Source organism: Porticoccus sp. W117, assembly GCF_030341905.1.
In the GTDB taxonomy this organism is placed as follows: Bacteria; Pseudomonadota; Gammaproteobacteria; order Pseudomonadales; family Porticoccaceae; genus SCSIO-12696.
Genome location: NZ_JATAAF010000007.1, coordinates 18,666 through 38,946 on the forward strand (window position 1 = coordinate 18,666; position 20,281 = coordinate 38,946).

General features: G+C 54.3%; 19 protein-coding genes. 12 read left to right on the forward strand and 7 right to left on the reverse strand.

Annotated elements, in window-relative coordinates; all coding sequences use genetic code 11:
- Positions 1-148 precede the first annotated feature (148 nt).
- Positions 149-1,204 carry a quinone-dependent dihydroorotate dehydrogenase gene (locus QSV34_RS06950; protein ID WP_289153189.1) on the forward strand — a complete coding sequence of 352 codons (1,056 nt, stop codon included), beginning with the start codon at positions 149-151 and terminating at the stop codon, positions 1,202-1,204.
- A 21-nt stretch (positions 1,205-1,225) separates the two neighbouring features.
- Here QSV34_RS06950 and rmf read toward each other — a convergent pair whose 3' ends face one another.
- A complete protein-coding gene (gene rmf, locus QSV34_RS06955; protein ID WP_289153191.1) occupies positions 1,226-1,432 on the reverse strand; it encodes a ribosome modulation factor in 207 nt (68 codons plus the stop codon).
- Between the two features lie 182 nt (positions 1,433-1,614).
- Here rmf and rlmKL point away from each other — a divergent pair, with 182 nt between their 5' ends.
- The 4 genes from rlmKL to QSV34_RS06975 all read left to right on the forward strand — a co-directional run bounded on the left by rlmKL (position 1,615) and on the right by QSV34_RS06975 (position 7,030).
- Positions 1,615-3,831: a bifunctional 23S rRNA (guanine(2069)-N(7))-methyltransferase RlmK/23S rRNA (guanine(2445)-N(2))-methyltransferase RlmL gene (gene rlmKL / locus QSV34_RS06960; RefSeq protein WP_289153193.1), complete on the forward strand. Its 2,217-nt coding sequence runs from the start codon at positions 1,615-1,617 to the stop codon at positions 3,829-3,831.
- A 2-nt stretch (positions 3,832-3,833) separates the two neighbouring features.
- A complete protein-coding gene (locus QSV34_RS06965; RefSeq protein WP_289153195.1) occupies positions 3,834-4,064 on the forward strand; it encodes a glutaredoxin family protein in 231 nt (76 codons plus the stop codon).
- A gap of 144 nt (positions 4,065-4,208) precedes the next feature.
- On the forward strand, positions 4,209-6,815 hold the full coding sequence (ppdK, locus tag QSV34_RS06970) for a pyruvate, phosphate dikinase (protein ID WP_289153197.1): 2,607 nt from the start codon (positions 4,209-4,211) through the stop codon (positions 6,813-6,815).
- Positions 6,816-6,817: 2 nt separating this feature from the next.
- Positions 6,818-7,030, forward strand: a complete 213-nt coding sequence (locus QSV34_RS06975; RefSeq protein ID WP_289153198.1) for an RNA-binding S4 domain-containing protein — start codon at positions 6,818-6,820, stop codon at positions 7,028-7,030.
- Between the two features lie 652 nt (positions 7,031-7,682).
- Here QSV34_RS06975 and QSV34_RS06980 read toward each other — a convergent pair.
- Positions 7,683-8,156, reverse strand: coding sequence for a J domain-containing protein (locus QSV34_RS06980; protein WP_289153200.1), 474 nt, complete (start codon positions 8,154-8,156; stop codon positions 7,683-7,685).
- 64 nt (positions 8,157-8,220) lie between these two features.
- A complete protein-coding gene (locus tag QSV34_RS06985) occupies positions 8,221-9,264 on the reverse strand; it encodes a sensor domain-containing diguanylate cyclase (RefSeq protein ID WP_289153201.1) in 1,044 nt (347 codons plus the stop codon).
- Positions 9,265-9,482: 218 nt separating this feature from the next.
- On the opposite strand from QSV34_RS06985, the gene QSV34_RS06990 reads away from it, so the two are divergent.
- Complete coding sequence (locus QSV34_RS06990; protein ID WP_289153202.1) at positions 9,483-11,078, forward strand: AbgT family transporter; 1,596 nt, start codon at positions 9,483-9,485, stop codon at positions 11,076-11,078.
- Positions 11,079-11,125: 47 nt separating this feature from the next.
- Positions 11,126-11,521, forward strand: a complete 396-nt coding sequence (locus QSV34_RS06995; RefSeq protein WP_289153203.1) for a hypothetical protein — start codon at positions 11,126-11,128, stop codon at positions 11,519-11,521.
- A gap of 104 nt (positions 11,522-11,625) precedes the next feature.
- Here the strand turns inward: QSV34_RS06995 and acnB are convergent, their stop codons facing one another.
- A complete protein-coding gene (gene acnB / locus QSV34_RS07000) occupies positions 11,626-14,241 on the reverse strand; it encodes a bifunctional aconitate hydratase 2/2-methylisocitrate dehydratase (protein ID WP_289153204.1) in 2,616 nt (871 codons plus the stop codon).
- A gap of 262 nt (positions 14,242-14,503) precedes the next feature.
- Between acnB and QSV34_RS07005 the strand changes: the two genes are divergently transcribed.
- From QSV34_RS07005 to QSV34_RS07025, 5 genes are all read left to right on the forward strand, one after another.
- A complete protein-coding gene (locus tag QSV34_RS07005) occupies positions 14,504-15,151 on the forward strand; it encodes a glutathione S-transferase family protein (protein WP_289153205.1) in 648 nt (215 codons plus the stop codon).
- 250 nt (positions 15,152-15,401) lie between these two features.
- The gene (locus QSV34_RS07010) at positions 15,402-16,052 is read left to right on the forward strand and encodes a MiaE family protein (RefSeq protein ID WP_289153206.1); all 651 of its coding nucleotides are present in this window, start codon (positions 15,402-15,404) and stop codon (positions 16,050-16,052) included.
- Positions 16,052-16,543, forward strand: a complete 492-nt coding sequence (locus QSV34_RS07015) for a paraquat-inducible protein A (protein ID WP_289153207.1) — start codon at positions 16,052-16,054, stop codon at positions 16,541-16,543. Before QSV34_RS07010 ends, QSV34_RS07015 begins: the two co-directional genes overlap by 1 nt.
- A 67-nt stretch (positions 16,544-16,610) precedes the next feature.
- Positions 16,611-17,258 (forward strand): hypothetical protein, encoded by a 648-nt coding sequence (locus QSV34_RS07020; RefSeq protein WP_289153208.1) that lies wholly within the window; start codon positions 16,611-16,613, stop codon positions 17,256-17,258.
- Positions 17,255-17,923, forward strand: coding sequence for a TIGR04283 family arsenosugar biosynthesis glycosyltransferase (locus QSV34_RS07025; RefSeq protein WP_289153210.1), 669 nt, complete (start codon positions 17,255-17,257; stop codon positions 17,921-17,923). The genes QSV34_RS07020 and QSV34_RS07025 overlap by 4 nt, the downstream gene beginning before the upstream one ends.
- A 120-nt stretch (positions 17,924-18,043) precedes the next feature.
- On the opposite strand, the gene QSV34_RS07030 is transcribed toward QSV34_RS07025, so the two are convergent.
- From QSV34_RS07030 to QSV34_RS07040, 3 genes are all read right to left on the reverse strand, one after another.
- Positions 18,044-18,754, reverse strand: a complete 711-nt coding sequence (locus tag QSV34_RS07030; RefSeq protein ID WP_289153212.1) for a tetratricopeptide repeat protein — start codon at positions 18,752-18,754, stop codon at positions 18,044-18,046.
- 47 nt (positions 18,755-18,801) lie between these two features.
- Positions 18,802-19,524 carry a UDP-2,3-diacylglucosamine diphosphatase gene (locus tag QSV34_RS07035; protein WP_289153213.1) on the reverse strand — a complete coding sequence of 241 codons (723 nt, stop codon included), beginning with the start codon at positions 19,522-19,524 and terminating at the stop codon, positions 18,802-18,804.
- 74 nt (positions 19,525-19,598) lie between these two features.
- Positions 19,599-20,108 carry a peptidylprolyl isomerase gene (locus QSV34_RS07040; RefSeq protein WP_289153214.1) on the reverse strand — a complete coding sequence of 170 codons (510 nt, stop codon included), beginning with the start codon at positions 20,106-20,108 and terminating at the stop codon, positions 19,599-19,601.
- Between the last annotated feature and the right edge of the window lie 173 nt (positions 20,109-20,281).

Consider the following 20,281-nt stretch of genomic DNA (forward strand, 5'->3'; position numbering starts at 1 on the left):
GTCGACTAGCTGTTATTCATACCGGATAATTGCCACCCCTAATTTGTAGCCCGGGTGGAGCGCAGTGGAACCCGGGGGCGTTGTTGAAATGCTTTCCCGGGTTCCACTGCGGTCCACCCGGGCTAAGTTACATTCAGGATAAACCCCTATGTACGATCTGGCCCGCAAAGCCCTGTTTACCCTGCCTGCAGAAACCGCCCACGATCTGGCTCTGGATACCATCGGTTGCAGCGAACGCCTGGGCCTGATGAAGCTCGCCAAACCCGCTGTATCAGCCCCTGTGGAGGTGATGGGTATCCGTTTCCCAAACCCGGTGGGATTGTCCGCCGGGCTGGATAAAAACGGCGATTATTTCAATGGCCTGGGGGCTCTGGGCTTTGGCTTTGTGGAAATTGGCACCGTGACGCCACGGCCGCAACCGGGCAACCCCCAGCCGCGATTGTTTCGCCTGCCGGAACACAATGCCATCATCAATCGCCTGGGTTTTAACAACCTGGGGGTGGATCATCTGGTAGAACGGGTAAAACGCCGCCGCTATTCAGGGGTGTTGGGTATCAATATCGGCAAGAACTTCGACACCCCGGTGGAAAAGGCGGCGGATGACTATTTGATCGGTATGGAAAAAGTCTATGCCCATGCCGATTACATCACCGTAAATATCTCTTCCCCAAACACGCCGGGGCTGCGGGACTTGCAGTTTGGTGAGCAACTCAGCCAATTGCTGGCTACCCTTAAACAGGCCCAGGCGCGTCTGGCGGATGAGCATGGCCGCTATGTGCCATTGGCGGTGAAAATCGCCCCGGATCTGGACGAGGCAGGTGTCGACGACATTGCCCTGATCTTGGTTAAGCAGAAAATCGATGGCGTTATCGCCACCAATACCACCATCTCCCGTGATGCGGTGGCTGACTCACCTCTGGCCGAAGAAGCCGGTGGCCTTAGCGGTGCGCCGGTGAGGGAGAAATCCACCAAAGTCATTGCGCGGCTCAGCACGGTACTGGACGGTGCGCTGCCGATTATCGGTGTGGGTGGCATTGGCAGTGGTGAAGACGCAGTGGAAAAGATTGAGGCTGGAGCCAGCCTGGTGCAGGTGTATACCGGGTTTATTTATCGGGGTCCGACATTGGTAAGGGAAGCGGCGGACGCAATCGCGTCCTGTAACCGCTTCCAAAGCCTCGTTGCAGGCTCTAGTCAGGGCACATAGCCCAAGGTGTAAAACCAGTATTTATAAGTTTGCCGCCTTTTGGTGGCTGGTGAATTGATTGTAGCCAGACCAGTGATCTTCACGGCCTTCACGCCAGCCGCGCTGCCATTCCAGGGCGTTGTACGTGTCGGCAATATGGGGGCAAAAGGTTTTCGATTTACCGCCATAGCCAGCTTGGTAGCCTTTCAAAAAAGCGCGGTGTGAAGAGTCACGTTTCTGTGTTTTCATCGACGTTTGATCCTCCAGGGATTGAGGTGGAACCGCTGGAATCCGCTTTCCATTCTGTGTCGAAAGCGGCCTGTTACTACAGCAAAAAATCCGGCTCGTGTCGAAGAATATATTTTTTTTAATAAACGAATTTTTATGACCTTTTGGAATGCAAGACTAGCGTCTTCTCAACGGTGGCAGACATGACCGGCGAACATTTTGAATGGCTGGCCAGCTGCCCCAAAGGCCTCGAACAATTGTTGGCAGAAGAACTGAAAACGCTCGGAGCCAGCGACATACGTGAGACCGTGGCCGGTGTGATGTGCCGTGCCAATCTGCAAGCGGCCTACCGAATTTGCCTGTGGTCACGGTTGGCCAACCGGCTGTTATTGCAGCTGGGCCACTTTGCGGTGGACGATGCCGACAGCCTCTATGAGGGGGCAAAAAAAGTTGACTGGTCGCAGCACTTTGGTTCCGCTAATACTTTTGCCGTACGCTTTAGCGGAGGCAATAAGCAGATTACTCATACCCAGTTTGGTGCCCGCCGTATCAAAGACGCCATCGTCGATTATTTTCGCGAGCGCGGCGATGATCGCCCAGACGTTGATTTGCGCCAGCCGGATATCTGGATACAAGCGCACCTGGCTTCCGGAAAAGGCGGCAAGAGCAAATTGCACATAGCGCTGGATTTCAGTGGTGACAGCCTGCACCGGCGCCGCTACCGGGTTGCCAATACCACCGCCCCCCTGAAAGAAAACCTCGCTGCAGCGCTGTTATTGCGAGCCCGTTGGCCGCAGATTGCCGCCGCCGGAGGCGCGCTGATCGACCCCATGTGTGGCAGTGGCACCTTGTTGATTGAAGCGGCACTGATGGCGCGGGACGTGGCGCCAGGGCTGCTTCGGGAGGAGGCCGGCGACCACCACGGCTTTGTGAACTGGCAGGGCCATGACGACAACCAGTGGCAACTGCTATTGGCCGAGGCGCGCCAACGGCGCAGCGACGGTGAGCAAAAAGACATTCCCGAAATTCGCGGTTATGACCAGGACGGTCGCGCTGTCAGGGCTGCTGAAGCCAACGTTGAACAAGCCCAGGTGGACGATGTGGTCAGGGTGACCCACAAACCTCTGGCGGAACTCAAACAACCCACTCACAAAGTACTGACACCGGGTCTGTTGATCACCAATCCTCCCTACGGGGAACGGCTGGGAGAGCAGGAGGCACTGCGCGAGCTTTACTACCTGCTGGGAGAGCGGCTAAAAGCGGAATTCCCCGGCTGGCAGGCGGCGGTTTTTACCGGCAACCCGGAACTGGGCCCGGAGATGAACCTGCGCGCCCACAAACAATACAAGCTGTTCAACGGCGCCATTCCCAGCAAGTTGCTACTGTTCGAGGTGAATGCCCAACGCCAGGAGCGAGCACCCGATGCAGAGCCCGAAACCCTTTCCCAAGGCGCACAGATGTTCGCCAACCGCCTGCGCAAGAACCTGCGCAAACTCAAACCCTGGGTAAAGCGGGAGGGTATTCACTGCTACCGTTTGTACGACGCCGATATGCCGGAATACGCGGTAGCGGTGGATATCTATTCCGGTGATGAAGGGGATGCGGTTCACCTGCAGGAGTACGACCCACCCAAAACCATCGATGATCGCGATGCCCGCCGTCGCCTGCGGGAAGCTCGCCAGGGGTTGCAGGAGGCCTTGCAATTGCCGGAAGGACAGCTGTTTTTCAAGCAGCGCAAACGCCAGAAGGGCAGCGATCAGTACCGCCGCCGGGAGCAGGGCAGCCGGGAAAGTGATAGTCCTGTGCGGGTGGTGACAGAGGGCAATGCCCGGCTGGAGGTCAATCTGCGGGATTACCTGGATACCGGGCTGTTTCTGGATCACCGTCCGCTGCGCCAGCTGGTGTCCCAGCAAGCCGCTGGAAAATCCGTACTCAACCTGTTTTGTTACACCGCCAGTATTACCGTTCATGCGGCACTGGGTGGAGCCAGCCGCAGCCTGAGTGTCGATATGTCACCCACCTATCTGGATTGGGCACGGCGTAACTTTGAACTCAATGGGCTGGATATGAACGTCCACCGCCTGGAGCGAGCGGATTGCCTGAAATGGCTGCAAGAGGCCTCCGAGGGAGAGCAGCGCTACGATTTGATCGTGCTCGACCCGCCGACCTTCTCCAACTCGAAAAAGATGGAGGGGGTGCTGGATATCCAACGGGATCACGGCCTGCTGATTCGCCAGTGTGTACGTCTGCTGGCTCCCGGCGGTGAGCTGTATTTTTCCAACAACTTCCGCCGCTTTCAGATGGATGGGGATGTACTCAATTTCCTCGATTGTGAAGACATCACCCGTGACACCATTGACCCAGATTTTCAGCGCAACCCGAAAATCCACAACTGCTGGCGCATTCGTAAAAGAGGTTAGTGGTGGAGCTGGTTTTATACACCGGGCCTCAGTGCACTCTGTGCGACAAGGCCAAACAGGTGATCTGGCCGGTGATTGCCGCCACCGGACACAAACTGGTGGAGCGGGATATTACCAGTGATATTGCCTGGCTGCGTAAATACCGGACAACCATCCCGGTTGTGGCACTGGGGGATCGCGAGCTTAACTGGCCGTTTGATCAGCAGCAGCTGTATCAATGGCTTAATCAGTGAAACAATAGACCGGTCATTGCGAGCGCAGCGAAGCAATCTCCAGCAAGTCACTGCCAAAATGGGAGAGATTGCCACGTCGCCTTTCTTTACAAAGAAGGCTCCTCGCAATGACGAAATTCAAAATAAACACCATGGGGGTGGCTTATGGCCAAGCGCGTTTACCTGTTCAATGAAGGCAGCAAGGACGACAAGGAATTACTGGGGGGCAAGGGGGCGAATCTTTGTGAAATGACCAATCTCGGCTTGCCGGTTCCCTATGGCTTTGTGATAACCACTCCCTCTTGCTGGGAGTTTTTTGAGTCCGGCAACCAAATGCCGGAACAGTTGGAGCAGGAATATCGGGTTGCCCTTGAGCTGGTGGAACAGCAAATGGGGGCGCGTTTTGGCGACCCGGAAAACCCGTTGCTGTTCTCGGTTCGCTCCGGTGCGGCAGTGTCCATGCCGGGCATGATGAACACCATTCTCAACCTTGGCTTGAACGACGAAATTGCTGCAGGCCTGGCCAGCAAAACTGCCAACCCACGATTTGCCTACGATTCTTACCGGCGCTTTATTCAGATGTTCGGCGATGTGGTGCTGGGCGTTGATGGAGAGCTGTTTGAGCATGAAATTGACGCTTACAAAAAAGCCAACAACAAGAAACGTGATGTGGATATGTCTGCCGACGACTGGCAGGCGGTGATCGCTGTATTCAAAACCCTCGTAGATTTCCCCCAAGACCCTTATGAACAACTGAGGCTGGCCATTGAAGCGGTATTCCTGTCCTGGCATACCCCCCGTGCCCAGGTGTATCGGGAGATGAATAATATTCCGGAGTCTCTTGGCACAGCAGTGAATGTGCAAGCCATGGTGTTTGGCAACTTCGGTGATGACTCCGGCTCCGGCGTAGCCTTTACCCGCAACCCGTCCACTGGCGAAAAAATGTTCTTTGGTGAGTTTTTGTTCAACGCCGCCGGTGAAGATGTGGTGGCTGGAATACGTACCCCGGAGCCCATAGAGGCATTGCAGGAACGTTTGCCTGCGGTTTACGACGAGCTGTATCGCACCCAGGCTTTGCTGGAGCAACATTACCGGGATATGCAGGACATTGAGTTCACCGTCCAGCAGGGGCGCTTTTACATGCTGCAAACCCGCAGCGGCAAGCGCACAGGCCGTGCTGCCATTAAGGTGGCCGTAGATATGGTGGGCGAAGGCCTGATCAGCGAAAAGGAAGCCCTGTTGCGGGTTGCCCCCGAGCACGTAGAGGCGTTATTGCACCCCATGCTCGATCCGGCAGCCAAAACTGACCCTGTTGCTACGGGCCTGCCAGCCAGTCCCGGTGGCGCCACCGGTCGAGTGGTGTTCTCTGCGGATGAAGCAGTCAGCACCCATGCCACCGGTGAGCAGGTGATACTGGTGCGCCGTGAAACCACCCCGGAAGACATTCATGGCATGAAAGTGGCACAGGGCATTTTGACCGAGCTGGGTGGTATGACATCTCACGCGGCGGTGGTGGCCCGCGGCATGGGTGTGTGTGCCATTACTGGCTGTGGTGGTTTGACCATCAACTACCGCGCTGGCACCGCTACTACCGAGTCCGGTCTGGAGATCAAGCGAGGAGACGTGATTACTCTGGACGGTTCCACCGGCGAAGTGATGTTGGGGGATATTCCCAAAGTAGAAGCCAGTGCCAGTGAGGATTTTCAAACTATCCTGTCCTGGGCCGACCGCTATCGCCGCCTGAAAGTGCGCGCCAATGCCGAAACCCCGGAAGACGCCGCCAAGGCTCGCGAGCTGGGCGCTCAGGGCATTGGCTTGTGCCGCACGGAGCACATGTTCTTTGGCGCAGATCGTATCGATGTGATGCGCGCCATGGTGCTGTCGGAAAGCGAGGATGAGCGCAGGCAACACCTGGCCAAACTGCAGGAGTTTCAGCAGGCGGATATGCTGGCGTTGTTCCGCGAAATGGCGGGGCTGCCGGTAACCATCCGTTTGCTGGACCCACCGCTGCATGAATTTCTGCCCCACGACGGTGACAGTCTCGACGGTCTGGTGGCCAGTACCGGCAAGTCGGAAGAGCAAATCAAAGCCATTAGTCAGCGCTTGCATGAGGTGAACCCCATGCTGGGCTTCCGCGGTTGCCGGTTGTCTGTGGTGTTCCCTGAAATCACCGAAATGCAGATAGATGCCATTTTTTCTGCTGCCATTGAAGCCGCCGAACAGGGCTACCGGCCAATGCCGGAAATCATGATTCCGCTGGTAGTGAATGTGCGGGAAATTCGCCTGGTAAACGACATCATTGACCAGCGCATTCGCAAGCTACTGAGCCAGCAGCGTTTCTCCATCCCCTACAAAATTGGCACCATGATGGAGACACCACGCGCCTGTTTGGGAGCCAAACGACTGGCTCCTGCGGTCGAGTTTATGAGCTTTGGCACCAACGACCTGACCCAAATGACCTACGGCTTTTCACGGGATGATGCGGGCACATTCATACCCAGCTACCTGGATAAGAAACTGATTGAACAGGATCCGTTTGTATCTCTGGATCAACGCGCGGTGGCGAAGCTGATGAACATGGCGATCAAGGATTCAAAACGTGCCAAGAAAGGTATCAAATACGGCATTTGTGGCGAACACGGTGGCGACCCGGTGTCCGTACAGTTCTGCCACAAACTCGGTTTGGATTACGTATCCTGCAGCCCGTTCCGTGTACCGGTTGCTCGCATCGCCGCTGCCCAGGCCTGGGTAATTGAAGATGCAGAGGGTTAGCCGTGGAGCTGTTTGAATTGGAAGGCCGGGAGTTTGTTGAGCTGCATAACCTGCTCAAACTCACCGGTCTTGCTCACAGTGGCGGCACAGCGAAGCTGCTGATTGCCGACGGCCAGGTAACGGTGGATGGCGAAGTGGAATTGCGCAAGCGCTGTAAAATTCGCACGGGGCAGGTGGTGAGTTTTCAGGGGCAGGACGTGCGGGTGACGGAATAGCTCCGTCATTGTGAGCGAAGTGAAGCAATCTCGTGGCTTTTACTTCGTCGTTGTTGCTTGAATAATTTGTAGCAAAGGTTTCGCCCTGCTGGGCGAGCTACTTCTTTTGCTTGCCCAAAAGAAGTAGCCAAGAAAAAGGCACCCCCGTTCCGTTGGCCCTGCGGGCTCCCCTCGCTCCGCACAATTGCCACGGGCCGGTCTTACTCGCATCCCTGCTCGATCGACCTAACGCGCACATCAGTGTGCGCGCTTCCCTACCAATTGCACTGCGCTCGGCAACTCCAAAGGGGAACAAAAACCACGCACGAACCAAGCTACGGAGTGACAAAAAATCCCCTTCGCCCTTGCCGAGTGACGGAGGTGACATAGGGTGAAACGGACAGGACGTTCGTTTCAGTGCAGCGGGTACAGGAAGTACCCTCTGCGCGACCCGGCCATGGCACCGGAGGAGCGAGGGGGAGCCGAAGGCCAAGGGCGCTGGGGCGTGCTTTCTTTGCTTATCTTTCTTTACACGAGTAAAGAAAGTCAGTCGCCCAGCAGGGCGAAACCTGCATTGAAAAATTAGCTAATAAACAACGACGAAGTAAAAACCGCTAGATTGCCGCGTCGCTTCGCTCCTCGCAATGACGGAGCTTGTTTACTTTGAGGCGAGCTAAGACAACAACTTATCCTTAGCCTGGTTAATCCTCGCTGCCAAGTAGTCGTTGCCGCCGCGATCCGGGTGCAGTTTTTGAATCAGTTTTTTATGGGCACTGACGATTTCTTCTTTGCTGGCTCCCGGCTGCAGACCGAGGACTTCCCAGGCTTCCTGTTCGCTGATATTGCTTTGTTGTGGTGGTGCCTGGGTTGATTGCTGGGTATTGGGACGGCGGCGCAGATTGAGGAAGGGCAATACTCGCAGCGCTAAACCAAACAGAGCTTTTACCACGGGCACCAAGCTGGCGAATACCACGGCAATCCAGTGCATCCGGCCGGTAACCGCGAGCACGATCAAAATACCCAAAAGCCCCCAGAATCCGGATTTCAGCAGGAAACCTTTGCGCTTCTCATCCGGGCAGGCTTTGAATTTGGACCACCAGTACCAAGCAGCAAAAAGGGTGGCAATCAGAATCAGCAGGCGATGCATGAACAGTCTCGTTAAACAGCTCGGCGTTGTCAGCGGCTAGTCTATCGGTATAGCCATTCAGAGGCTATAGAGAAACTCGATTGCGGCCCGCTTGTTTGGCGCGGTACAAGGCGTCGTCAGCTTGTTTGACCAGTTCTACAGTGTCGACCATATCCTTGGTCATGGTGGCAATGCCAACACTGATGGTGAGTGATTGGATGTGGGGCAGTTGTTGTTCTACGGTGCTGCGGATTCGCTCAGCGGCCACCTGTGCTTCCTGTTCGGCGGTGTTGGGCAAGATGATGGCAAATTCTTCGCCGCCATAACGGGCTAACAGGTCACCTTCACGCACGGTGGCTTGCAGCACATTTGCCATTTCCTGTAAGGCCTCATCTCCTACTTGATGACCTTGCTTGTCGTTAATTTGTTTAAAGTTATCCAGGTCGATCATCAGCAAGGAAAGAGGTGTTTTGTGGCGCTTGTATATAGCTGCTTCCCGTTTTAACTCCTGGTTGAAGGCGCGGCGGTTGTACAGTTTGGTCAGCTCGTCACTGAGGCTCATGGTCTGCAATTCATCGTTGAGCCTGGCCAGTTCGTCATGACATTCTCTGAGTAACTTATTGTTCAATTCCTGGCGCAGCAGGTTGCGACGCAGTTCGAACAGGGCACTGACAAAACGCGCCAGGGCTTCCAGGCTGGCTTGCTGGCTATCAGTGAGGGTTCGCGGTTGTTTGTCGAGTACACAGAGTGTGCCCAGAGCATGGCCTTCCGGGTTGATAATGGGAATGCCCGCGTAAAAGCGCACATGGGGTGGGTTAGTTACCATGCCGATGTCTTTGAATACCGGATGCTGGTGGGTGTCATTCACCACCAGTGTTTCCCGTTCCACAATGGTGTGGGCACAAATTACCATATGCCGGGGCACGAACTCCTTGTCGATGCCGTATTTGGCCTTGTGCCACTTGCGCTCGGCATCAATCAGGGCAACGGTAGAAATAGGGCAGTTGCAGATTTCCGCCGCCATCCTGACGATATCGTCGTACTCCTGCTCCGGCAGAGTATCCAGCAGCTGATATTCCACCAGCGACTTAATGCGCGCTTCTTCGTCTTCTGGAATAGGGAAGGTCATTGGCATTGTTCAGTTTCATAAAAGGCTTTTAGTATAGTCAAATATTTGACGAATTAATTCCCTTGTCCCTCAATAAGGTGATTTTTGATCAGTAGTTAGACATATCGCAGGCATTCGGGGGGCGCCCGGTTGAGTCTGTGACAATAAGCCTTATTATCGCTTCCTTATGTCAGGTGGCCTTAATTTGCCCTTGAGTAGCCATTGAATGGAGTAGATGTGTGAATACCAATAACAACGTTGAATACGATGAGAGTGTCCCCAAGGGTGGCTGGTTCGCCCGTTTTCTTGGCGTAGTCGAGTGGTTGGGCAACTTGTTGCCTCACCCGGTCAGCCTGTTTGCCTTGTTTACCCTGTTTATTTACTTGCTCAGTGGCTTGCTGGGATATCTGGAAGTCTCGGTGGCCGACCCGCGCCCACCGGGGGCGGCAGGCCGTGAAGCGGATGGCGTCATTGAGGTGATATCCCTGGTCAACGCCGAGGGTTTGCAGCGCATTATGGCTGGGTTAGTCACCAACTTCACCGGGTTTGCACCGCTGGGCACGGTGCTGGTGGCGTTGCTGGGGGTTTCGGTGGCCGAGCACTCCGGGCTGCTGTCGGCCTTGATGCGGGGCATGGTGGTGAATGCATCACGCCGCACGGTAACGGTGCTGGTGGTCTTTGCGGGCATTATTTCCAATACCGCCTCTGAGCTGGGTTATGTGGTGCTGATTCCCTTGGCGGCAATGATCTTTCACTCCTTAGGGCGTCACCCACTGGCAGGGTTGGCAGCGGCCTTTGCCGGGGTATCCGGTGGCTACAGCGCCAACCTGTTACTGGGTACCATCGACCCGCTGTTATCCGGCATTACCGAAGCCGCCGCGCATATGATCGACCCCAATTATGTGGTTGGCCCGGAAATGAACTGGTTCTTTATGATCATCAGCACCTTTCTGATTACCGGTCTGGGTGCGTTTGTTACCGAAAAAATTGTTGAGCCAAGGTTGGGTGTTTACGATCCCAATGAAGCGTCTATCAACCTGGGTGAACAGAAGGTTGAATCGCTCACTGTTCAAGAGAAAAAAGGCCTTAAGGCAGCAGGTATCACCTTTCTGGTGATATGCGGTTTACTGGCATTATCCATCGTGCCCGAGGACGGCATCTTGCGCCATCCGGAAACTGGCGCAGTAGCGGGTTCGCCTTTCCTTAAGGGCATTGTGGTGATGATTTTCGTGGTGTTCGCACTGCCAGGGTTTGCCTACGGCAAAGTCAGCGGCAGCATGAAAAACGACCGCGATGTAATCGACGCCATGGCGAAAAGCATGGGCAGCCTCAAGCTGTATATCGTGCTGGTGTTTTTCGCCGCTCAGTTTGTAGCCTTCTTCAAGTGGACTAATCTCGGCACCGTTTTGGCGGTAAAAGGCGCCGCAGCCTTACAGGCCATGGGCCTGGATGGCCCGGAAGTGTTTATCTTCTTTATTCTGATGTGCGCCATGGTCAACCTGTCTCTGGGCAGCGCCTCCGCCCAGTGGGCAGTAACCGCACCGATCTTTGTACCCATGCTAATGCTGGTGGGCTTTGCCCCGGAAACTATTCAGGCGGCATACCGCATTGGTGATTCGGTAACCAATATCATCACCCCGATGATGAGCTATTTCGGCTTGATTCTGGCCATCGCCACCCAGTACAAAAAGAACCTGGGTATGGGCACTCTGATTGCTACTATGTTGCCGTACTCTATGGTGTTCTTTGTGGGCTGGACTATTCTGTTTTATTTGTGGGTGTTTGTGTTGGGCATGCCTGTGGGGCCGGGGGCGGAGACTTATTATCAGCCTTGAGGAACCTTCCAATTATTAATGGCTGTCTAAATATCAAGGAGTGAGAAGTGCACTTTGCATGTGGTTTTGAAACGTCAAAGTTTGATGTTACTAAAGAGCAAAAAAATCCGATAAATCCAATTTATGGGGAGTCGTTGCTCCTTTGGTTAAAAGATCGGTTATTGGGTCAATTAGAAATAACGGTGCCTGAAGCAGAGGATTGGGGTTGGTACAGCTATGTAAATTGGAAAGGTCGTCAATACATGCTTGGTGCATCAGCATATTTTGATGAAGGAGATGATCCAAACGAAGAAGTTGGTTGGGTCTTTCAATTAACTAAGGAGCGCTCACTGAAAGAAGTGCTTTTATTTCAAGAAAAGATGAAAGCAGATGATGAGTGTCTAATATTTTTTACATCTATCTTCAATGAAGATTCTGATTTTCACAATATAGTCCGTGTGTAAAGAAACTCAATAGAGTTCAAGAAATTTATCATTACATCAGAATGACAAAGTAAGAAGCCCCGACAGTAACCTACCGGGGCTTTCGTCTTTTAACATCTCACGTATTACGCCACTTCCACAATCTGCTCCGCAGCGATCAACTTACCTTCTTCAGCGCCTTTCTGGAACGACTCAATCTGGTCGAAGTTCATATAGCGATAAATGTCGTCCGCCATGGAGTCGATATCACCGGCGTATTGCAGGTATTCCTCCGGGGTGGGTAGTTTGCCCAGTACCGCGCCGATGGCTGCCAGCTCCGCTGAGGTGAGGTACACGTTGGCACCGTCGCCCAAACGGTTGGGGAAGTTGCGGGTGGAGGTGGAAAGCACAGTGCTGTTGGGAGCTACGCGGGCCTGGTTGCCCATACACAGGGAGCAGCCGGGCATTTCCATACGGGCGCCGGAGCGGCCGAAGATGTTGTAGTAGCCTTCTTCCATCAGGGTGTGTTCGTCCATTTTGGTGGGCGGGCTCAACCACAAGCGGGTGGAAATACCACCGCCGGCGTGTTGCTCCAGCAATTTACCCGCCGCACGGAAGTGACCGATATTGGTCATGCAGGAGCCGATAAAAACCTCGTCCACTTTGTCGCCAGCCACTTCGCTGAGCAGGCGGGCGTCGTCCGGGTCATTGGGGGCGCAGACAATGGGTTCTTTGACTTCGTTGAGATCGATTTCGATCACCGCCGCGTATTCCGCATCGGCGTCTGCTTCCATCAGACTGGGGTTGGCCAGCCAGTCTTCCATCTTGCGAACACGGCGTTCCAGGGTGCGCACATCGCCGTAGCCTTCGGCAATCATCCAGCGCATCAAGGTGACGTTGGAACGCAGGTATTCGGCGATCTCGTCGATGTTCTGCTTGATGGTACAACCGGCGGCGGAACGCTCTGCAGAAGCGTCAGACAGTTCAAATGCCTGCTCTACAGTCAGACCATTCAGACCTTCAATTTCCAGAATGCGACCGGAGAAGATGTTCTTCTTGCCTTTCTTCTCTACCGTCAGCAGCCCTTCCTGAATAGCGTAGTAGGGAATGGCGTGCACCAGATCGCGCAGGGTGATGCCTGGCTGCATTTCGCCTTTAAAGCGCACCAGCACAGATTCCGGCATATCCAGCGGCATAACGCCGGTGGCGGCGGCAAAGGCCACCAGGCCAGAGCCAGCAGGGAAAGAGATACCCATGGGGAAGCGGGTGTGGGAGTCACCGCCAGTGCCCACGGTATCTGGCAGCAGCATACGGTTCAGCCAGCTGTGGATAATGCCGTCGCCGGGGCGCAGGGACACACCGCCGCGGTTCATAATAAAGTCCGGCAGGGTGTGTTGGGTGTTGATGTCCACGGGTTTGGGGTAGGCAGCGGTGTGGCAGAACGACTGCATAGTGAGGTCGGCGGAAAAGCCCAAACAGGCCAGATCTTTCAGCTCGTCACGGGTCATCGGGCCAGTGGTGTCCTGGGAGCCCACGGTAGTCATTTTCGGCTCGCAGTAAGTGCCGGGGCGGATGCCTTCAACGCCACAGGCTTTGCCCACCATTTTTTGTGCCAGGGTAAAGCCCTTGCCGCTGTCCACAGGAGCAGTGGGTTTGCGGAACAGATCGGATTCCGGCAGGCCCAGAGATTCGCGAGCGCGAGCAGTCAGGCCGCGGCCAATAATCAGGTTGATGCGGCCGCCGGCTTGTACTTCGTCCAACAGTACGTCGGATTTGAGTTCAAACTCAGACAGTACTTCGCCGCTTTCAGAAAGGATTTTGCCGTCGTAGGGGCGAATCTCGATCACGTCGCCCATGCCCAGTTTTTCCACTGGTGCTTCAAACACCAGCGCACCGGCGTCTTCCATGGTGTTGTAGAAGATCGGCGCCACTTTGCCACCGATGCAGATGCCGCCACCTTTTTTGTTGGGAACGCCGGGCAGTTCGTCACCGAAGAACCACAACACCGAGTTGGTGGCGGATTTACGGGAGGAACCGGTGCCCACCACGTCGCCCACAAAGGCAACCTGGTGGCCTTGGGCTTGAACTTCGGCCACTTGCTGCATGGGGCCGGTAACGCCGTGCTCTTCAGGAGTCAGGCCGTCGCGGGTCATTTTGAACATGGCGCGGGCGTGCAGGGGAATGTCCGGGCGGCTCCAGGCGTCTGGGGCAGGGGACAGGTCATCGGTGTTGATTTCACCGGTGACTTTAAAGATAGCCACTTTGATGCTGTCTGCCACTTGGTCGCGGCTGGTAAACCACTCGGCGTCCGCCCAGCTTTGCATCACCGCTTTGGCGTTTTCGTTACCCTTACTGGCTTTTTCTTCCACATCGTGGAAGGCGTCAAACATCAGCAGGGTCTTTTTCAGTTGGGTGGCGGCCAGTTCGCCCAGATCAGCGCTGTCTAGTAGTTCCACCAGGGTAGAGATGTTGTAGCCACCCAGCATCATACCCAGCAGTTCAACAGCTTTGGCGCTGTCGATCAGTGGGGAGCTGGCTTCGCCTTTGGCAATGGCGGACAGGAACCCGGCTTTTACGTAAGCGGCTTCGTCCACGCCAGGGGGAACGCGGTTGGTGATCAGGTCTACCAGAAAGTCTTCTTCACCAGCAGGAGGGTTTTTCAGTAGCTCTACCAGGTCGGCAACCTGCTCGGGGCTGAGGGGTTTGGCGGGGATGTTGAGAGCGGCACGTTCAGCGGCATGTTGGCGATAGGCTTCAAGCACTGGGGACTTCCTCTTTCTGGTGGTGTGGGTAATTTTATCTCCGGCAGGCGCAGAAGCCTGCAACAGGGCGCAAATAGTACTAAAAACTGCGTTTTTATAACAGGGGAGTTAGCCTAAGGTATAGCCCATATAGAGTGTATCTATGGCGTAGATGTGATTGCAGAACCGATTATGTCACTCCGGACTTGGGTAGTGTGGAATTATCCGCTTTGCGAATGGTCAATTCTATGATCACTCACTTGCCAGTCTAAGGACAATTCAGATGCTCAAACTCCACGGTTTACCCATCAGTAACTACTACAATATGGTGAAATTGACCCTGCTGGAAAAGGGGGTTGAATTCGAGGAGCTGACCGCCGTACCCAGTCAGCAGCCGGAACTGCTGGCGCAAAGCCCACGGGGCAAGGTGCCTTTTCTGGAAACTGACCAGGGCTTTCTCAGCGAAACCATCACGCTGATGGAGTACATCGAAGACCTGCACCCGGAGCCGCCTTTGTATCCTCTTGATCCCTATCAATCCGGCGTTGTACGCCAACTGATTCAGCTGATGGAGCTGTATGTGGAGCTGCCGGCCAGAAAACTGTTGAGCCATGTGGTGTTTGGTGGTGAGTTGAGCGATCACCATCGCAAAGAGGCACTGGATGGCCTGGAGTTGGGCCTGCCAGCGGTTCAGAGAGTGGCTAGATTTGCCCCCTATATTGCCGGTGACCAGTTTACCTCCGCCGATATCTTTGCCTACTACACCGGCATGCTGGCGGGTTTTCTTACTGAAAAAGTATACGGAGAGAACTTGATGCTTCAGCTGGAAGGCTACAGCGAGTGGCGGGAGTTGATTGCCGAGCGCCCGTTGGTGCAAAGGGTAGATTCGGACCATGGAGTGGCGATGGCGGACTTTTTAGCTAATAAGTAGATGGCGAACAAATAGCATCGAGCTGCTAGCTGCGGGCCACGAGCAGTATGGTGTGTGCCGTCATCCTGAGCGCAGCGAAGGATCTCGTGCTACATCGTTACACTGAGATTCTTCGCTGCGCTCAGAATGACAGACCCACTCGGTCTGCTCGCGGCCCGTAGCCAGTGGCTCGAAGCAGTCTGTAATTTCCCTAAGCCCACAGGTAAACTGCGGGCTTTCTTTTTACCCGCTATCTTTGCCAATAACCGCCATGACCGACCTTGATGTACTGCTCGACTTCCTGCCTTGTGAAACCCCGGATGCCTGGATCGAAGCCGCCTTGCAAAACCCCCATATTCTGCTGATTGATCACGCCAACTGCGAACTCAAGGCGGCCCAGTCGGCTCAGGCACTGATCTGGAAGTATGGCAGCTCACCGGCTGAGGGTTTTGCGCCGAAAAAAGGCCACTACGTGGCCAGTTTTGAACTACTCAACAAAATGTCCAAACTGGCCAGGGAGGAGCTACGCCATTTCGAACAGGTGCTGGCCATTATGAAAGATCGCCAGGTTCCCTACATGCAACTGTCTGCGGCGCGTTATGCCGGTGAACTGCGTAAACTGGTGCGCACCCAGGAACCGGATAAATTGGTAGATACCCTGATTATTGGCGCCTTTATCGAAGCCCGTTCCTGCGAGCGCTTTGCCAAGCTGGCGCCCCACCTGGATCCGGAGCTGGAAAAGTTCTACAACTCCCTGCTGAAATCCGAGGCGCGTCATTTCAAGGATTATCTGAGCCTGGCGGAGAAGGTGGCAGGGGCGAGCATTGATGAGCGAGTTCAACGGGTGCGTGCCAAGGAGCAAGAGTTGATTGAGTCCCCCGATGCTGAGTTCCGCTTCCACTCCGGCCCGGTGACACTGTAGTGGCCGTTGCCAGCCGTGGCGAACGCTGTTTGTTGCAAGCGCTGCTGGTAATTGCCGCGGGCTTTTTTATCGCCGGTTTGTGGTTGCCTGTGGCCACTATTGAACAGTTCTATATTTTCGACAACACCATCTCCATCGCCTCTGGCTTGTGGAAGCTGGCCAGCGATGGTCAGTTGATTCTGTTTGTGTTGATTGTGCTATTCAGTGTGGTGCTGCCACTGCTGAAAATTGCCGTGCTGGGGCGATTGTTGTTTTCTAAAGAGTTGTTCGGCCGTCAGCAAGGTGGCCAAACCCTTGCCCGCCTGCTGGAATTGATGCACCGCTACGGTCGCTGGTCGATGCTGGATGTGTTTGTGGTGGCCATGCTGATTGTGGGTGTCAAACTCACTGTGATAGCGGATATCGATACCCATCTTGGACTCTATTTATTTACCAGTGGAGTGCTGCTGATTATGGTTGTCAGTGCCCGGGTCAGTCGCTGGCATTCATAATCGCCTGTGGGGAACCTGAGAATGGTTGCGTACTCTCAATAGCAACTTGTTTTCCGGAACTCCGCCGATGCATTTTGCCCCCGATGAAGCGATACAAATTGCCCGCATGCTGCAAGTTCTCAAGCGGGGGGAAGAGGTGGCCGCCGATTGTGCCCGACTGCAGGCGCAGCTAAAGGCAGAGTCATCCCCCAAAGTCGCCAAATTTCTTCGCTCCCAATCCCGTCAGGAAATGTTTCATGCCAGAACGATTCAGGCGGGTATGTTGTGGGTGGCTCCCAAAGCACGGCGCAATCTGGTTCATTCCCCGGCTATGGAAACTCTGTATCGGCGCTGTGTTCAGGCGGTTCAAGATGGTCGTTACGCGGAATCAGTATTGGCCGTGCAAATTGTTCTGGAAGGTATGGGTGAAACAGTACTACGAGCCATCGACAGCCAAATGGAGCAGCGCCGCCTGGGCCTGAAAAAACTGCGCCATATTATTGTTCACCAAGAGGTAGCCCACCATACGTTTGGGTTGCGGGAACTGGATAGAGCGATTGCGGATGAAGGCCTGGAGGCTACTGACGTGGTGCGCCTTTCTCAGGAATATCTGCATCTGAGCGAACAGATTTTTGCCGAACTGGATGGCGTGTTTGATTATTTTGGCGCCAGCCAACAGCAGTTTCAGGCCAGTGTGCAAGGTGCATTGCCTGGCTGGTTGCAGGCGGCAGTATGATTTCAGTCATTGTTCCCACTCTTAATGAGGAGCGCGCTCTCCCTGCGACGCTGGAAGCGCTGCTGTCGCAACAAGGGTCAACGGAGGTAATCATTTGCGACGGAGGCAGCACGGATAATACCGTGGCGATTGCCCACCGCTATATGGATCGTTTGCCATTGGATGTGATGGCAGCCCCCAAAGGGCGCGCATCACAAATGAACGCCGCTGCTCGCAAAGCCCGTGGTGAATGGCTGCTGTTTTTACATGCAGATACCATTTTGCCTGTTGATGCTTTGACCGCTATTAAAAACTGTAGTGACGATGCCGGTGTATTCCACCATCGATTTTCCGGCTCCCACTGGGGGCTGAAACTAATATCCCTGTTGCACAATAGCCGCTTTCGGAAAACCGGAATTATGTATGGTGATCAGGGTATTTTTGTGCGCCGAAAATTATTCCAACGACTGGGTGGTTACCCGGATGAGTTGATGGAGGATATTCGCTTTAGCGAAAAATTACTTGAGCACACCCAACCGGTTCAGTTGGCTCAGACACTGGTGACAGATTCCCGTAAATTTGAGCAGATTGGTGTGTGGCGGGCGTTTTGGTGGGTTTTGGTCATTCTTTGGAGGGATAGAGTGGGGCGGATAGCCAGGCTGGAGTTTTTTGCGGAGTACAGATAGAGAGTATCGATAATATCCTGCCGTCATCCCCGCGTAGGCGGGGATCCATATTGTGTATGGCACTAAAGTCTGTAATTTCTGAGGTAAATGGATTCCCGCGTTCGCGGGAATGACGATGTATTACTCTTCTTTACCTGCATCAAACCCATTGCCCTTCATGGCTTCAATTACCCAGTAATTATCTGGAGAAATCTCCAACGCTTTTTGATAATGCGTCAACGCCAAATCTGGCTGCTTTCGTTTGCTGAGAACCCGCCCCAGCCAAAGATGCAAATCAACGGTACCCCAATTTATCTGACTATTCTTTTCGCTGGCTTTTAATCCCTGCTGTAACAGGGCCAGCGCTTCTTGGCTGCTGCCACCAAACAATGCTGGAGTCTGGAATTTCGCAACCCCTAACATCAACAGAGCCCGTGGATTTTCGGCTTGCAGTGCTTGTGATGCTTTGAGCGCTTTGGTGGCTTTGCGATTCAGGCCGATGGCGGAAAATGGTTTAACGATAATTTTCAATCCGTACAGCGCGCCCAGCAGCGCCTGATATTCACTGTGCAACGATTCAGGTGCAGTTTTTATTGCCACTTTGGCATTTTTAATGGCGCTATTAAGAATTGTTTTGGCGGGTTTTTTGTCGCCATTTTGAATCAGTGCTGCCGCCAGGCGGTAATCCAGAAATAATGCTTGGTAACCAGTGTCGGTGGTGGATTTTTTCAGGGCTTGCAGTTCGGAGACTTTGTTATGAGCAAAAAGCGCTTCAATTTCTGCTATTTCCAGGGCTGAAACAGGGAAGGTAAGCAGCAGAAAAATTGTCAGCAACAGGTGTTTGATATGCATGGAGTGTCTGCTTTATTCGTGTGATTCACAGACCTCGTAAAGACGCATCAGTTCTCTGGCGATATGGCAAAGCTGCTCAATTCCAGACAGTTTTCATCGGCGGTTAATACCCAACCGTGATGGTGCCAGTCCCCCAACACGATACGTTCGCCGCCATCGTGGTGATGCCGCGCGGGGCGGTGGGTGTGGCCATGGATCATTGTTTTTACCCCAAATTGGTTGAAAAACCGTTCCACCTCGTCACCGTTAACGTCCATGATGTTGCTGGATTTATTGCTGTTGGCATTCATGCTTTTGTTGCGCCAGTCAGCGGCGATCTGCAGGCGCTTTTTCAGGGGCAAGCGGCCAAGCAGCCAGGTGCCCAGAGGGTTGCGTACTTTGCGGCGAAACTTTTGATAGGCGAGGTCGTCCGTGCACAGGGTGTCGCCGTGCAGCAGCAAAACCCGCTCGCCGTACAGGTCAATAACATGGTGCTCTGGCAACAAGGTGCAGCCAGTGGCTTTGGCAAAGCGTTTGCCCACCATAAAATCGCGGTTGCCATGGAGAAAATAGATATGGGTGCCACTGTCGCTCAAACTGCGCAACTGCCTTTTGATGTCGGCCAGAAACTCCGATGGGTCGTCGTCGCCCACCCAGGCCTCAAACAGATCGCCGAGTATGTAGAGTTCTTTCGCTTCGCGGGCTTCGCCGTTCAGGAAGTCGTAAAACGCCTGGGTGATTTCCGGACGTTCAGGGGCTAGGTGCAGGTCGGAGATAAAGAGTGTGGTCATGATCGTGAGATGGGAGACGAGAGATGAGAAGCGTGGTGGCGCACTTGCGTCTCCCGCCTCTCATCTCACATCTTTCATTTGTCTGCGTATTCGTCAGAAACAGTCACGCTCTCAATCACAATGGATTCGGTCGGTACATCCTGGTGAAAGCCAGCGTTGCCGGTCTGTACGCCTTCGATGTCTTTCACCACATCCATACCGTCAGTGACTTTGCCGAATACCGCGTAGCCCCAGCCCTGGCTGTTCTTGCCGGTGTGGTTGAGGAAGCCGTTATTGGCCACATTGATAAAGAACTGGCTGGAGGCGGAGTGGGGATCCATGGTGCGGGCCATGGCCAGGGTACCTTCATCGTTGGCGAGGCCGTTGTCCGCTTCGTTTTCAATGGGGTCGCGGGTGGCTTGCTCTTTCATGTCGGCATCCATACCGCCGCCCTGGATCATAAAACCTTTGATTACCCGGTGGAAAATGGTGCCGGCGTAGAAGTCGTCCTTGCAGTATTGCAGGAAGTTGGCGGCGGATTTGGGGGCGTTGTCAAAGTCCAGTTCAATGGCGATATCGCCTTTGTTGGTGTGCAGGGTAATCATGGTGCTTTCCTGATGATAAGTTGAGTAGGTGGAAAGTGGCGTATGGTAAGGCCTGGGGGCTCAGTAGGCAATTTCAGGTGAGTGTGGGCTATTGTTAACACACAGTGGTGCGGCTGCCGTATAATCCCCAGCCTGAATCCTGTCATCCTGAGCGCAGCGAAGGATCTCGTGGC